This window comes from Vibrio sp. Vb0598 (genome assembly GCF_033338935.1).
GTDB classification, from domain to species: domain Bacteria; phylum Pseudomonadota; class Gammaproteobacteria; order Enterobacterales; family Vibrionaceae; genus Vibrio; species Vibrio alginolyticus.
Genome location: NZ_JAWOTP010000001.1, coordinates 331,023 through 345,919 on the forward strand (window position 1 = coordinate 331,023; position 14,897 = coordinate 345,919).

17 protein-coding genes are annotated in these 14,897 nt (G+C 43.5%); 10 read left to right on the plus strand and 7 right to left on the minus strand.

The genetic code is table 11. The features are described from left to right. Positions 1-33: 33 nt before the first annotated feature. The gene (locus R7Q38_RS01565) at positions 34-960 is read right to left on the minus strand and encodes a DMT family transporter (RefSeq protein WP_064354860.1); all 927 of its coding nucleotides are present in this window, start codon (positions 958-960) and stop codon (positions 34-36) included. Between the two features lie 148 nt (positions 961-1,108). On the opposite strand from R7Q38_RS01565, the gene R7Q38_RS01570 reads away from it, so the two are divergent. Continuing rightward, the gene (locus tag R7Q38_RS01570) at positions 1,109-1,564 is read left to right on the plus strand and encodes an Lrp/AsnC family transcriptional regulator (RefSeq protein ID WP_005373581.1); all 456 of its coding nucleotides are present in this window, start codon (positions 1,109-1,111) and stop codon (positions 1,562-1,564) included. 5 nt (positions 1,565-1,569) lie between these two features. Then, positions 1,570-2,193, plus strand: a complete 624-nt coding sequence (locus R7Q38_RS01575; RefSeq protein WP_017635182.1) for a class I SAM-dependent methyltransferase — start codon at positions 1,570-1,572, stop codon at positions 2,191-2,193. A 526-nt stretch (positions 2,194-2,719) separates the two neighbouring features. Here R7Q38_RS01575 and R7Q38_RS01585 read toward each other — a convergent pair. After that, complete coding sequence (locus R7Q38_RS01585; RefSeq protein ID WP_017635183.1) at positions 2,720-3,268, minus strand: hypothetical protein; 549 nt, start codon at positions 3,266-3,268, stop codon at positions 2,720-2,722. Positions 3,269-3,371: 103 nt separating this feature from the next. Between R7Q38_RS01585 and R7Q38_RS01590 the strand changes: the two genes are divergently transcribed. The 4 genes from R7Q38_RS01590 (at position 3,372) to secF (ending at position 7,596) form a co-directional block, all read left to right on the plus strand. Then, positions 3,372-4,040, plus strand: a complete 669-nt coding sequence (locus tag R7Q38_RS01590; RefSeq protein WP_213901431.1) for an SH3 domain-containing protein — start codon at positions 3,372-3,374, stop codon at positions 4,038-4,040. Between the two features lie 168 nt (positions 4,041-4,208). Continuing rightward, positions 4,209-4,688 (plus strand): hypothetical protein, encoded by a 480-nt coding sequence (locus R7Q38_RS01595; RefSeq protein WP_005373572.1) that lies wholly within the window; start codon positions 4,209-4,211, stop codon positions 4,686-4,688. A 164-nt stretch (positions 4,689-4,852) separates the two neighbouring features. Next, complete coding sequence (secD, locus tag R7Q38_RS01600) at positions 4,853-6,691, plus strand: protein translocase subunit SecD (RefSeq protein ID WP_053349261.1); 1,839 nt, start codon at positions 4,853-4,855, stop codon at positions 6,689-6,691. Between the two features lie 2 nt (positions 6,692-6,693). Continuing rightward, positions 6,694-7,596, plus strand: a complete 903-nt coding sequence (gene secF, locus R7Q38_RS01605; protein WP_054577769.1) for a protein translocase subunit SecF — start codon at positions 6,694-6,696, stop codon at positions 7,594-7,596. A gap of 58 nt (positions 7,597-7,654) precedes the next feature. On the opposite strand, the gene R7Q38_RS01610 is transcribed toward secF, so the two are convergent. After that, positions 7,655-7,921: a hypothetical protein gene (locus tag R7Q38_RS01610; protein ID WP_318113982.1), complete on the minus strand. Its 267-nt coding sequence runs from the start codon at positions 7,919-7,921 to the stop codon at positions 7,655-7,657. A gap of 15 nt (positions 7,922-7,936) precedes the next feature. Further along, entirely contained in the window at positions 7,937-8,557 is a 621-nt protein-coding gene (locus R7Q38_RS01615; protein WP_021035942.1) for a LysE family translocator, read from the minus strand. Between the two features lie 739 nt (positions 8,558-9,296). On the opposite strand from R7Q38_RS01615, the gene R7Q38_RS01620 reads away from it, so the two are divergent. The 4 genes from R7Q38_RS01620 (at position 9,297) to phaC (ending at position 13,492) form a co-directional block, all read left to right on the plus strand. Beyond that, entirely contained in the window at positions 9,297-10,037 is a 741-nt protein-coding gene (locus tag R7Q38_RS01620) for an SDR family oxidoreductase (protein WP_005373555.1), read from the plus strand. Positions 10,038-10,049: 12 nt separating this feature from the next. Then, on the plus strand, positions 10,050-11,258 hold the full coding sequence (locus tag R7Q38_RS01625; RefSeq protein WP_170897050.1) for an acetyl-CoA C-acetyltransferase: 1,209 nt from the start codon (positions 10,050-10,052) through the stop codon (positions 11,256-11,258). 44 nt (positions 11,259-11,302) lie between these two features. Further along, on the plus strand, positions 11,303-11,650 hold the full coding sequence (locus tag R7Q38_RS01630) for a phasin family protein (RefSeq protein ID WP_005373550.1): 348 nt from the start codon (positions 11,303-11,305) through the stop codon (positions 11,648-11,650). Positions 11,651-11,716: 66 nt separating this feature from the next. After that, positions 11,717-13,492, plus strand: a complete 1,776-nt coding sequence (gene phaC / locus R7Q38_RS01635; protein ID WP_054574707.1) for a class I poly(R)-hydroxyalkanoic acid synthase — start codon at positions 11,717-11,719, stop codon at positions 13,490-13,492. A gap of 170 nt (positions 13,493-13,662) precedes the next feature. Here phaC and R7Q38_RS01640 read toward each other — a convergent pair whose 3' ends face one another. Genes R7Q38_RS01640 through R7Q38_RS01650 form a run of 3 tightly spaced genes read right to left on the minus strand, consistent with a single transcriptional unit; the run spans position 13,663 to position 14,871 of the window. Then, positions 13,663-13,797: a TIGR02808 family protein gene (locus R7Q38_RS01640; RefSeq protein ID WP_005373546.1), complete on the minus strand. Its 135-nt coding sequence runs from the start codon at positions 13,795-13,797 to the stop codon at positions 13,663-13,665. An 11-nt stretch (positions 13,798-13,808) separates the two neighbouring features. After that, positions 13,809-14,387 (minus strand): NapC/NirT family cytochrome c, encoded by a 579-nt coding sequence (locus R7Q38_RS01645; RefSeq protein WP_005373542.1) that lies wholly within the window; start codon positions 14,385-14,387, stop codon positions 13,809-13,811. A 28-nt stretch (positions 14,388-14,415) separates the two neighbouring features. Then, on the minus strand, positions 14,416-14,871 hold the full coding sequence (locus R7Q38_RS01650; RefSeq protein ID WP_005389061.1) for a nitrate reductase cytochrome c-type subunit: 456 nt from the start codon (positions 14,869-14,871) through the stop codon (positions 14,416-14,418). Positions 14,872-14,897: the final 26 nt, after the last annotated feature.

Genomic DNA, 14,897 nt, shown 5'->3' on the forward strand with positions numbered 1-14,897 from the left:
GATAGTAAGGCATAAGTTTTTGTAAAATCATCGCTATCTGTGAAGTGGTGGGCGATAAGTTTGGCTCATTCCACCTTTCATAAAGATTTGGCTTGCCACAATACTGCCGCATGTGACCAACATCAGCGCTAACCAAGTGAGAGAATCTGGTTGTTCACCAAAAATTGGAACGGCAAGAAGTGTCGCGACGACTGGAGTTAATGAACCAAAAGCTGCGCTGGCTTCGGCACCGATGATCCTAATTGCATAAATGAAAGTGAAAGAAGCGATTAAACCTGCGCCAACACCTTGTAGCATCGCGTGGCCAAATAACTCCTTCCATGGCCACTGGCTGAACGGTGTTACCACCAAATAACTGTCTACCCACCCGAAACCAACGGCGATGATGAGTAGAGCCAAAGACGCGATTGCAACGAATCCTGCACAGACGTGTGCATTAAGATTAGCGACACGAGCGCTGATGGTGAAAGCAGCCCACATGATGCTGCCAGTTAGAAACAGGATATGCCCTTGCAACTGAGACCAGTTGTACTCTGCGCCGCTATTAGAAAGAAGGAATACGAAAATCCCTAACAACACCGTAGAAAGCCCGATTAAGCGGTGAGCACTCAGCGACTGTTGATAACAAAGTACCGCGATAGCAGAAACAAACAATGGCAAAGTGCCAGGTACTAATGCACTGCCGTGCGCCACGGGAGCGAAATGCATAGCCGTTCCGACGACCAGAAGATAGGGAAGGCCGCTTCCAACCACAACACCAACCAGGTAGCGTTTAGGCACTACGCGTAGCGACTGTTTATGCTTAATCACAAATGGTAATAAAATTATACTTGGGATTAGAAAGCGAACTAACGCGATATCGGCTGGCTGCAAGGCAGAAATTGCGCCCCCTTTTAAAGAAATAAAGAAACCAGACCAAAGCAGTAAGGTCGTTAATATAGCTGCGTATCCCAAGATCATTATCGACATATCCATTTGTAAATGATGTGTTAATTGTTGAATAAAACTCTTGCCAAAGGGAGGCAAAGTTTGACGTAATTAGGCTTGATGTTGGTGATAAATTGCGTATAAATGTTAATTATTAGTGATTAAAGGCACAGAAGAATAAATGGATAAAATTGACAGGCAACTTATCAACCTAATGCAGAAGGATGCCACTCTGACAACTGCAGAACTTGCTGACCAAGTAGGGCTATCGGCATCACCTTGTGCAAGACGCATTAAGCGTTTGGAGCAGGAAGGTGTAATAAGTGGTTATCGAGCTATTGTGTCCAGAGACACTGTAGGCATCGCGATGACTGTATTTGTTGAAGTGAGTTTAAATAACCACCAAGCTTCTTCGATTGATGAGTTTGAACATGCCGTTGTTGAGATGGATGAAGTGATCTCATGCCATGTCGTATCAGGGGCCTATGATTACCTGTTAGAGGTGGTCAGTAAAGATCTCGCTGGTTATGAAACATTTACTAGAAAGTTACAGCGATTAGAAAATGTGAAAGATATTCATACCCACCTGGCGATTAGACAAGTGAAAGGAAATGGCAGTTTGCCGATTTATGCATAAGAAAGATGAAATTTTTCGATAGACTTAAGATTGCCCACTATCATCGAAAGCGATATAGACAGTTTGGTAAAGACAGAGCCCGAACTCTGGGATGGGCAGATAAGTATAGTCAGATCAGCCGTTTTGAGGCGTTGTGCCGAGGGTTAACGTTAGACGGTTCAAGTATTTTAGATATTGGGTGCGGCTACGGAGACTTGTTAGCGTTTATCGAACTTACGGGGGGGCTTCCTCAAAGCTATATTGGCATTGATCAGCAAAAACAGTTTATCTCTGAAGCCAGAAAACGAGATTTTCGTACGCAAAGTAAGTTTATATGTGGCGACTTTTCAACGTTGGTATTGCCTCGTTGCGACTTTGTTTTTGCTTCCGGATCATTGAACTATCAATCCACCAACCCAAATCATACCATTGAAATGATTGATAAAATGTACCGAGCGACAGAGAAAGGTTGTGTGTTTAACTTGTTGGATGAATCCAAACTACCCAGCATGAAAATGTTAGCGTCGCACAATAAAGAAGGTGTCTTTCGCTATTGTCGGTTGCTGTGTCCGAATACACGATTGATTGAGGGGTACTCCGAGCACGACTTTACGATTGCCATGATCAAAAAAGCGGGGTCCGTTTCCTGACTCCGCTTTATAAATTCTTAAGCCTTATTGGTTTTTGTATTGTGAGATTTCACAGTTACCTGTGTATCTATCAACCTTGAATGAGAACGCGGCTGAATGGTATTCCCTCCCATCACTCCATATTGTTTCTCCGAAGATTTTACAAAGATCCAAATCACTGATTGAACCGAACTCTTTTACGTGCCTAACTACTGACAAAAACTTGGCTTTGGTAGCATTAGGACATTCCCTGTTACTTAATCGATTGATAACCATGTTTGTAGCATCATCTCCAGCCAAATGTGACTTTTTATTAAATTTTATTAATGGCTAAACTAACCAAAAAATGTCCATAAGTAAAGCATTAATGTGACGTATGTCTCTATAAATTGATTGTCTTGGTCATGGTTTAGTCAAGTTTGTCAAAGGGAACAATCCCATTATTTACATTTGATATCATTCACGACTAAGGAAAGATAAAAAGCACGAATAACGTCCAATATTGGAGTGAAAAACCAACATCGTCTATTCAAAACTGGCTCTGTTTTTACTTCGAAACATCTTGAGCGTATTGAAGCGCTCGAGCTTCTTTATCATAGACTTGTGACAGAGTTTGATATTGTGAAGAGAGGCGCTTGTAATCTTCAGCAAGTTCCAAAGCGTTGGTGTTATACCATTCCGCAGTTATTTGATTGGCTGTTTTGTTTGACTCGCGGCACTTCTGGGCCAGTATCTCCCACCCATTTGCTGACCATTGGGATTGTGTGCTCAATTTAAGCAGCTGATTCGCTTTAGTTGTGAGCTCTTCTTTGTATTGAATCGATGCTTTTAATTGCGCTTTGAACACATTTTGGTTCGACTTGGCACGCCAAAGTAGCACGAGCTCATGCAGTGAAAAGGTTTCGGACAATAACTGACGCTGTTTATGTTCGGTCAAAAGTGTATTGAATACCTCAACATGCTGATTGTAATTGGACTCTAAACGATTGAATTGGGTAAGATTGTCATTCCACGACGATGGGTTACATTGAATATTGGCGTGCCCCGTTATCGGGAACAGAAGAAATAGTAGTATCCAATTGAGTCTGTTGATCATTATTGCTCGCGTTAGTTGACCTGCTCTTTTGAGTATATACCCAAATTTCTACGACATGCGTGCTGCTGGTGGGATAAGAATAAAGAATGAAAAGGAAAAGGGCATGAAGAAAATTCTCGTCGCATTGATTGTCATGCTGTTGCTCGGCGGAGCGGGGGCTGGATACTATTTCTTCTTTATGCAGAAAGATGAACCTGAAGCACCAAAGGCTACACAAGTCGAGCAATCGTCACTGCAAAAAGAAACATCCAAACCGATTCTGGATTTAGAAGCCGTTCCCCCGGAAGTTACCGAGTACTACGTTATTGAGCGTCGTGTCAATGTTTACAACAAGCCTAACCTTAATGCTTTAGTTGTCGATACGCTCTATAAGGGAGAAAAAGTATCGGTGTTAGAAAAAGTAGATGGGTGGTACCGAATCTCCGGCTATCTTGTCTATGAAGAGGGTGGAGAAGAAAAAGCCGAATGGTTGAATGCTGAAGGGTTATCGGATGCAGAGCCAGTTATTAAAGAGCAAGAGCGCTTAGAGATATTGGATGAATACCTACAGAAGTCGGATGATTTAAAAGTTCACTTGGATATTTTCCGTAAGAAAACACAGCAATTGTTAGACGATGAAACCTGTGATCCGAGTGATTTTGAGGAGCTCGGGGGTTGGGTGCGTTCTGTGACGTTCAAAAAGCGCAACGTTTACTTCATCTATTGTGGCGGTTTGGAGCAAGAGAATAAGATCTACTTAGATGTTGATAAGGGCGATATTTTTTATCGATAACTCACCACCAATTACACTCGTTCTCTAAAGACGTTTTGATAAATGCAATAACGATGCAAACCTGAAATCAGAGATTTATAACTTTTTAGTTGTGAACCATAATCAATAGGAATACTATCAACGAGTCAAGTGACCTAACTTGGCTCTTTGTGTTTTTAGTGAGTTCCTATGCCTTGGATTTACCTTAGAAAGTTGATTTTGCTGCTATTTGCAATGGTATTGCTACCAGTGCATGTATCTGCTGCGCAAATCGACCACAAGGCTCACGTACCGCACTTTTCTAAGCTACAACCTTTTGTAGCCGTAAGTGTATCGCCAAACTCTTCCGTCGATTTTTCTGAAGTTTCAGAAGAAAGCTCTCAATCTCCAGTATCTGAAGGCCATGCAAGTCTCGATTCCGTTGCTTTGTTTAACTCTCAGCGCTGGACGTCTTACTTACGGGAAGGGCTTGATGACGAGCACGTAGATTTTGTCGGCGATCTCACTACTCCGTTTTACGCTGATGCGGGTTACGCATACAGCTTGATGGACATTAACTGGCGTCACAACCAGTCCACATTTTATCATTTCACAAGCGATCATCGCATTTCTGGTTGGAAAGAGACCAATGCCATGTACGTCGCACTCAATAGTCAGTTTTCTGCCTAAACACCATCTATTTGCACCATTGTGCACTCTTAGCACGACGATTGTATTCGACAGGACGTGAGCGTTCTGAGCATTTCATACCCTGAATTTATTCTGGGAGCATCTGTCGTGTGTTAAGCCTTGTTATTAAAAGCTTCACTTCATTGTGAAGGGATGATGTTTACATGAAAAAAACACCAAAGCAGCAAAAGAACAGAAAGCTGATGAATCACTACTCAGCTTGGAAATATGTCGTATTAATCACGACAGTCATTATTTTAACCCTAAGTGCTATACCAACTTGGTTTGGTGAACAGCCTTCTATCCAGTTGACGTTTGCGGATCAAAACAACAGCGAAATGTCGGTTGTTCATCTGAATCAACTGCTAAAAACCAACCATATTTCAGCCGACAAAATCATCGAAAAAGACGGCAAAACAACCATTGTATTCGATGGTGAAGATGCGCAAAGTAAAGCTCGTGCGTTGTTAAACAAAGAGCTAAATAAAGACGACAGCATCACTTTCTCATACGTATCGGTTGCGCCAGAATGGTTAAATGAGATGGGCTTTAGCCCAATAAAGCTCGGTCTTGACCTTCGTGGTGGCGTTCAGTTCTTGTTGAATGTTGATGTGAATAAAGCGTTTGAAGAACAACGTGATGCGTTGATTGATGAAATCAAAGCGAACCTACGTGATCAACGTGTTCGTGGTGTGCAAGTTCGAGCAGAGAGCGGCAACCGAATTACGGTAAACAGTGACAGCGAGCAAGCATTGTCGGAAGTGAACAAGTTCTTGCGTCAAAACTACCCGGGCTGGATTTCAAAAAGTTCATCTCGTGGCTTTGTGCTTGAACCGAGTGAACAAAATATCCAAGAATTTCAATCGTCGACTCTTCAACAAAACCTGAAGATCATGCGTGGTCGTATTGAAGAACTTGGTATCACAGAAGCACTAGTGCAACGCCAAGGTAAAGAGAGCATTCGAATTGAACTCCCTGGTGTACAAGATCCTGCTCAAGCGAAAAACGTTATTGGTGCAACAGCAAGCTTGGCGTTTTATGAAGTGAAAGATGCGAGCCAAGCACACAGCAGCCAAGATCTTGTTCTTCAAGATAATGATGGTCGTACTGTGATTTTGTCAAAACGACCAGTTCTAACGGGCGAGCACATCGTGAACGCTCGTGCTGGTGTCGACAAAATGGGCATGTCAGAAGTCAATATTTCTCTTGACCACGCTGGTGGTAAGAAAATGAGTGACTTCTCAGCAACTCACATCGGCAAGCCAATGGCGACCGTTTACCGTGAATACAAAACAAACGATCGCGGTGTAACTGAGCGTAGTGAGCGCGTTATCAGCGTCGCGACTATTCAATCTCAGCTTGGTAGCCAGTTCCGTATTACTGGGGCAGGTAGCATGGACGATGCGCAGCAGTTGGCGCTATTGCTTCGCGCGGGGTCACTGACCGCGCCGGTTACTATTGTGGAAGAGCGAACAATCGGTGCTTCTCTGGGGGCAGAAAACATTGAAAACGGTTTTGCAGCACTGGCTTTAGGTATGGGACTAACACTGACCTTTATGGCACTTTGGTACCGCCGCTTAGGTTGGGTAGCAAACGTGGCGCTTTGTGCCAACATGCTTTGTTTGCTTGGCTTAATCGCCTTGTTACCAGGAGCGGTTCTAACGCTTCCGGGTATTGCCGGTTTAGTGTTAACCGTCGGTATGGCAGTAGACACCAACGTTATTATCTTTGAACGTATTAAGGACAAAATGCGTGAAGGCCGCAGCTTCGCTCAAGCGATTGATCTTGGCTTTGACAGCGCATTCTCGACCATCCTTGATGCCAACATTACTACCATGATCACCGCCGTGATTTTGTACGCCATCGGTAATGGCCCAATCCAAGGCTTTGCCTTAACACTCGGATTAGGTTTGTTAACCAGTATGTTTACAGGCGTATTTGCCTCTCGAGCAATGATCAATTTAATTTGGGGCCGCGATGCCCGTCGTGATGTGAGGGTTTAATCATGGTCGAAATGCTAAAACAAAATATTCGTAAAATTCGCTACTTTACTACGCTAGTTTCCATCATTTTAACGGTGATCGCGATCGTCGCTCTAGGCTTTAAAGGGTTGAACCTAGGTTTGGACTTCACTGGCGGTATGGTGACAGAAGTAAAGGTAGATAAGCAGCTAACTAACCATGATCTGCTTGACGTTCTGCAACCAAAGCTTGGTGAATCTGCGTCAGTGACACGCTCTGGTGAAGATGGCCGTTGGGTGATTCGTTACTCTGCGCCGGAAGATGGACAAACGTTGCCAAGTGTAGAAGAGGTGTTGAAGCCAATCTCTCACCAAGTTGATGTTGTCAGCAACAGTATAGTTGGCGCTCAAGTTGGCCAAGACTTGTTTGAACAAGGTGGCTTAGCATTGTTGATTTGTGTGTTGAGTATTCTCGGTTACTTGTGTTTCCGTTTTGAGTGGCGTTTGGCCAGTGGTTCACTGTTTGCTTTGGCCCATGATGTGATCTTAGTGCTTGGTTTTTTTGCAGTTACTCAAATGGAGTTCAACTTAACCGTTTTTGCAGCGGTGTTAGCAATTTTAGGTTACTCATTGAATGACTCTATCATCATTGCAGACCGAATCCGTGAGCTGTTGATTGCGAAACAGAGTTGGAAAACAGAAGACATCAATGATCAAGCTGTTATCGCGACGTTTTCACGCACCATGGTGACATCTGGTACGACATTGATCACTGTTGGTGCATTATGGATTATGGGAGGAGCGCCTTTGGCTGGTTTCTCAACCGCCATGTTTATTGGCGTTCTGTCGGGTACATGGTCTTCGATTTCGATTGGTACTGTTCTGCCGGAGTGGTTGAAACTGGAGCCGAAACATTATCTTCCAGTTGAGATCGACGCTGCGCCGTAGCATTATTTTTAAGGTAAAAGTGCTTGCGCCACTCATCTTGAGTGGCGCTTTTTTGTGCTTATTTCACGCGCATCAAGCGATGTTTCACAAGTCCCAAATCGAACTCTAAGACTTGTGAGCGCTTCATTGCTTCGACTTTATTCAACATCGACTCTTGGTAGTCTTTCTTCTTCATCCACTGAAGAGGTACAGAGAAAGCATCTTCATTAACGACATAAGACTCGCCTTTATGCTCACCGCTATAGACGTTCACAACCCAAACTCGGGCTTGAAAGTCCAATACTTCACCCATGACTTTAGCGATTTTATTCAGAATATTTTTCATTGTTTCCAGTTTGCCTTAGCTTAGTAGCAACCAAACACCAACTCCCATCATTAAAGTGCCTGCGATACGGTTCATTAGGCGTACATTCTTAGACTGACCTAATACGTGTTTCAACCCTTTACCACCAGTAGCGTACAGAGACATGCAAATGAACTCAAACAGTAAAATAATAGAGACAAGTATGATCAGTTGCGGTGCAAGTGCTGCGTTTTGGTCTATAAAAGGCGGTAAAAGAGAAATCATAAATGCCCAGCCTTTTGGGTTTGCGATTGCAGTAACGAAGCCTTGCATGATCAGTGCGATATTGTCACTCTTTGGTGTTTCTAAGTTGTCGACATTAATCGCAAGTTTCCCTCGCGATCGCCACATTTCAACACCAAGATAGAGTAAATAACCGCCACCAATGAACTTTAACGCGATAAACATCCAAGGATAATTGAGCATAATCGCAGCGATACCTAACACCGCAGAGACTGACACCAGCGCAACACCGAGAAGTTCTCCTATCATCATCCATAACGTGCGACGATAACCGATACTCATACCTAACGTTAGGGCGAGAGTCATGCACATACCAGGCGTGATTGAGACAAAAAAGAAAGTAGGGATGAACATACTGAGCAATGCAAGATTCATATCTGTTGATGATTTAGTGATTAAAGAGAAGCCACAAAGATAGTGCAAAGTGGAAAAGGATGCTACTACAAAGCGAACGATTACTTTCACTAGTAGCTAGTTGATGTTCTTCGAGTATATAAATTTAAAATGAAATTATATTTTAATCTATGCGTCATAATAGTGCGTATTGCACCAGTATGAGACAAGCTCTTATATCATGTTTAGATTAAATATGTTTAATTTATTATATTTTATCGGTATTAATCATCACTGTATTAAAATAATCTAATTGATAACTAAATTATCATTAAATGCAGTAATTAAATGATATGTTTGATAATTATTTTTACCGATAATTGAATTATTATTCTAATCTCAAGTTTGTTGTAATCATATAGGCTTAAAATTCAGATCTTAAATCATGACATAATGTAACGTCTACCATTCTGTATGTAAGCTCATGATATTTAATAATTATGTTTCTATTTCTGTTGGTGTGGCTTTTGTGGAAGTGTGATTTAAAACAATGACTTATGTAAAATTAACCATTTTATAACATTTCACGGGTAATGAGATCTAAATCAATCTTATGCAATTGGGTGAGTTTTTTATTTGAAATGTAATATTTCTAGGTTAACTTAAAATAAAGGCAGCACGGGATTGGTTGTCAAAAGAATAAATAAACACGTCAGTTGGTGAACTATTTCATCAGTGTATTAAGTTTGCTTTTTAAATGCCGTTAAGAATGGAGTCTTCAATGAAGAAAGTCGCTTTGATCACTGGATCAAAAGGCGGAATTGGTTCTGCTATTTCCTCTCAATTAGTCAATGACGGTTACCGTGTAATCGCTACTTATTTCACAGGTAACTACGAATGTGCGCTGGAGTGGTTCAACAGCAAAGGGTTTACCAAAGATCAGGTTCGCCTTTTTGAGTTGGATGTAACAAACACGACAGAGTGTGCAGAGAAATTGGCGCAATTGCTTGGGGAGGAGGGAACCATTGATGTTGTTGTCAACAACGCAGGAATCACACGTGATGGCGTGTTTAAAAAGATGACTGCGCAAGCTTGGAATGATGTCATCAATACCAACCTCAATAGTTTATTCAACGTTACGCAACCCCTCTTCGCTGCAATGTGCGAAAAAGGCGGTGGTCGTGTCATCAATATCTCTTCAGTCAATGGTCTTAAAGGGCAGTTTGGTCAAGCAAACTACTCGGCGGCGAAAGCTGGGATGATCGGTTTCTCTAAAGCCTTAGCATACGAAGGTGCTCGCTCGGGTGTGACAGTTAATGTTATCGCTCCGGGTTACACGGGTACGCCAATGGTTGAGCAAATGAAGCCAGAAGTGCTGGAATCCATTACGAACCAAATTCCAATGAAACGTCTTGCGACACCAGAGGAAATTGCAGCATCAGTGAGCTTCTTGGTCAGCGATGCGGGCGCCTACATCACCGGAGAGACTTTGTCGGTGAACGGCGGCCTATACATGCACTAAGGAGAGAAGATGATGGAAAAAGTATTTATCGTAGCGGCGAAGCGTACTCCAATTGGTGCTTTTGGTGGCAGCCTGAAAAATACTTCTGCTGGCGATCTGGCAGCAGTAGCGATTAAAGGCGCGTTGGAAGCGGCAAAGTTGCCTGGCGACAAGGTTGACGAAGTGATTGTTGGCAACGTTGTTGGTGCAGGTCAAGGAATGGGTGTTGGCCGCCAAGCGGCACTGTTTGCGGGGATTCCTGAATCTGTTCCTGCATATGGCGTAAACATGGTTTGCGGTAGTGGCATGAAAACGGTCATGGATGCCGTGTCCCATATCCGTAGTGGCGATGCTGAGATCGTTGTTGCAGCGGGTGTTGAAGTCATGTCTCAGATTCCGTTTGCCGCACCAAGCAGCATTCGTGATGGCAACAAAATGGGCAATCTGGAGCTAAAAGATCTGCTCGTAGCGGACGGTTTAACCGATGTTTACAACCAATATCACATGGGTGTGACGGCAGAAAACGTAGCAAAACAAATCGGCTTAACTCGCCAGCAGCAAGACGAATACGCGCTGTCTAGCCAACAGAAAGCGGTAGCCGCTATCGAAGCTGGCAAATTTCAAGACGAAATTGTGCCAGTGGAAGTAAAGCAACGCCGTGAAACCGTGATGTTTGATACGGATGAATACCCAAAAGCGAACGCGACAATGGAAGCCTTAAGCAAGCTACGTCCTGCTTTTGACCGCGAAGGCACTGTGACTGCGGGTAATGCATCAGGTATTAACGATGGCGCGAGTGCGATTATCGTGGCGTCTGAAAGCGCAGTTAAAGCGCATGGATTAACGCCGCTTGCTGAGATCGTAAGCTACGCGCAATCGGGTCTTGATCCGAAGATCATGGGCCTAGGTCCTGTTGAGTCGGTCAATAAAGCACTCGCAAAAGCGGAACTCAGTGTACACGACATCGACGTTTACGAGTTAAACGAAGCATTTGCAGCGCAAGCACTTGGCGTGATTCATCAGTTGGCGGAAACAAACCAAGTTCCAGTTAACGCGATTCAAGACAAAGCGAACTTTAACGGTGGTGCTATCGCGCTAGGACACCCGCTTGGTGCTTCTGGCAACCGAATCTTAGTCACGCTGGTTCACGAGCTTCATAAGCAAAATGGTCAATATGGCGTTGCTTCACTTTGTGTGGGCGGCGGCATGGGCACGGCTGTGGTTGTAAAGACAGTTAAGTAATTATTTAAACGGACATTTTTAATTCTTTCTCTAGGAGACAAACCATGTACACAGATTTCTTCAAAACATTTAGCGATCAAACTGAAAAAAATCTAGAACCTTACTTGAAGTTCAACAAGCTAGTGACAAAAAACGTAGAAGTGTTGACCGAGCTTCAATTGAACGCCATTCGCACATACAGTGAAGTGGGTCTAAACCAGATGAAAGCAGCGACAGAAATCAAAGACGTAACGTCATTGACTGCTTTCAACAGTCAGCAACTAAGCGTACTTACTAAACTTTCTCAACAAATGATGGATGACAGCAACAAGCTTCAAGCGATTGCAAAAGAGTTCAAAGAAGACGTTGAGAAAATGACTTCGGAAAATCTAAAGACTGTTACTCCAGCGTAATTTGTCCGATTCTCGCCGCCCCTAGATTTGGGCGGCGTTGTTTTTTCCGAATATAGGAGTAAGACTATGTTTCAACACTTCTTTTCGGACTATCTTGTGAAGCTTCAGGAAACCAATCATCAGTGGTGGCATGATTTCGAAGTGAACAAGGCAGTCGTGAACTCTCCTTTAAACAAGGCCATGCAAGAAGTGAACTTTGAGGATACTGCCAAACTGTTCGAACAAGCTGCGAATCAGCCTGCTGCGATTTTAAAGCTGCAAGCACAGTGGTGGGAACAGCAGCTGCAAATTTGGCAGAATGTTGCATTGGCAGGGAACCAAGCACAAATCGTCGAAGCTGAAAAAGGGGATAAGCGTTTCTCAAACGAAGCGTGGCAAAATGAAGCCATGTATAGCTTCATCAAACAATCCTACCTTTTATTTAGTAAGACCTATCTGGACACCATCGAGTCTTTGGAAGGCTTAGATGAAAAGACGAAAGAACGTATTATTTTTTTCTCTCGCCAAGCCATTAACGCCCTTTCTCCTTCCAACTTCATCGCCACTAACCCAGAGCTTTTGAAGCTGACACTTGAGCAAAACGGTCAAAACTTACTGGCAGGCTTAGAGCAGTTGAAAGAAGACGTTGAGTCGAGCGCAGACATTTTAAAAATTCGTATGACGAATAACAATGCATTCCGCGTGGGCGATGACGTTGCGACGACACAGGGCAATGTGGTTTTTCAAAACGAATTGTTTGAGTTGATTCAATATCGACCTCTAACAGAGAAAGTGAATGCGACGCCGCTGCTCATCGTCCCACCTTTCATCAATAAATACTACATCCTTGATTTAACAGCAAAGAACTCAATGGTTCGATGGTTGTTAGAGCAGGGGCATAGTGTATTTATGATGTCTTGGCGCAATCCAGGCAAGGCACAAGCGCACATAGAGTTTGGTGACTACGTGACAGAAGGCGTAGTGAAAGCCGTCGCTGCAATTGAAGATATAACAGGACAAGAGCAAATCAATGCTGCTGGTTATTGTATCGGTGGTACTGTTTTAGCAAGCACGGTTGCCTACTACGCTGCAAAACGTATGAAGAAGCGCATTAAGTCTGCCACTTTCTTCACCACGTTGCTCGACTTCTCTCAACCAGGTGAAGTCGGCGCGTATATCAATGACACCATTGTTAGTGCAATTGAAGCGCAAAATAACGCAAAAGGGTATATGGACGGCCGTTCCTTAAGCGTGACGTTTAGTTTACTGCGTGAAAACAGCTTGTACTGGAACTACTACGTCGACAATTACTTGAAGGGTAACAGTCCGGTTGATTTCGACTTGTTGTACTGGAATAGCGATAGCACCAACGTCAGCGCTGCATCTCACAATTTCTTGCTTCGCGAGCTCTATTTAGAGAACAAGCTGGTGCAAGATAAAGGCGTCAAAATTGGTGGAGTATGGATTGATCTAAATAAGATCAAAATTCCTAGCTATTTTGTGTCAACGAAAGAAGACCACATTGCGTTATGGCAGGGAACTTACCGTGGTGCGCTGAACACGGGTGGTAACAAAACGTTTGTCCTCGGTGAGTCTGGTCATATTGCGGGCATCGTGAACCCTCCAGCTAGAAATAAGTATGGTTATTGGTTGAACGATAATTTGGATGACTCTGCTGATGAGTGGTTGAATAACGCGGAACACAAAGAGGGATCGTGGTGGACACACTGGAACGAGTGGTTACTCCAATTCAACCCTAAAGAGCAAGTTGAGCCTTTCCCTATTGGCTCAGAAAACCATCCGGTTATTGATGAAGCGCCAGGACAATACGTCAAACAGGTTCTGCCAGTGAAAGAATCTTAAACAACTCCCTATAGCAGTAAATCTTAGCGGCCTTTATGGTCGCTTTTTTTATGTATGATTGCTTGTTTATTGTTGGCAAGTACCATTGAGTAATAAATAAAAAGCGCCGAGCATTTGCTCGGCGCTCAGTGTCAACAAATAGGCTAGTTGACGAGTAGAGATGCGTTACGTTACACCTCTTTATCCTTACCAAATGACAGCAGCCAGAGAGAGATTGCTGCTACCGCCACAAAGCCGGAAAGAATAATCACTGGCATAGCACTGTAGCCAAGGATATGCCAAATTACAGATTCTAATGTACTCATGGTAAGTCTCCTTAGTGCCAGCCTTCAACGCCGCTCATGTCGGGTAGTTTGTGCGCAATACCTTTGTGACAGTCTACACATGTTTTCTCGCCTGAAGCTAGAGCGGTGGAGTGCTGTTCTGCCGCACGTGATCCTTGCTGAGAGTAATCCATGAAATCAAACTCATGACAGTTACGACATTCAAGAGAGTCATTCTTTTTCATACGTGCCCACTCTCGCTCTGCGAGGTGTCCACGACGCTCTTGGAACTTCTCTGGCGTATCGATCGTCTTCGTTACGAAGTGTGCAAATAGCTCTTTAGATGCCTGTACTTTACGAACGATCTTATCCGTCCATTCATGAGGAACGTGACAGTCTGAACAAATCGCACGAACACCAGATCGGTTGGAGTAGTGAATTGTTTCTTGAATTTCAGCAACGATCGGCGCGTGACAGCCAGAACAGAATTCTTCTGTGTTGGTTGCTTCCATACCTGTGTTGAATGCGCCCCAAAATAGAAGGCCACCAGCGAAGCCTAGAAATAAAACCACACCAGCGGCAGCTTTACTCGGGCTCGACAGTCTCTTCCAAAACGCTTTAAGTATTTTCATAAGTAACCTCTTAGTACTCGCGTTTCAATTACTGAAGCGAATCGACTGCCTTAAACTCGTTTTCCACTAGTGGTTTTGCATCCGTTTGTGGAACGTGACATTGCAAACAGAAGTAACGACGAGGAGACATATCTGCCAGTACCGCATCTTCTCTGTTTACATAGTGCGTTACGCTAATTTTAGTCGCACCTGACTCTTTTGCATTTTTCCAGCTATGGCATGCAAGACACTTGTTAGCATTTAACGAAATTTCGTAGTGACGAATGCTGTGTGGGATCAACGGTGGTTGATAAACATAGCTGTCTTCAACAATTTGATCTTTAGGGAAGTCTTTGAACTCGTCTGCTGGACGCGTATCTTCCAATTGAGACATTCCACGTAAAGATTCTAGACCTCCAATACCACCTGGATTATCCAACTCAGCTTGCGCAATGCCTGTCACTAACGCACCTACAGATAAAACTGCGACAAGTAATTTTTTCATCATTTCATCTCCGCCTTTATGGCTTA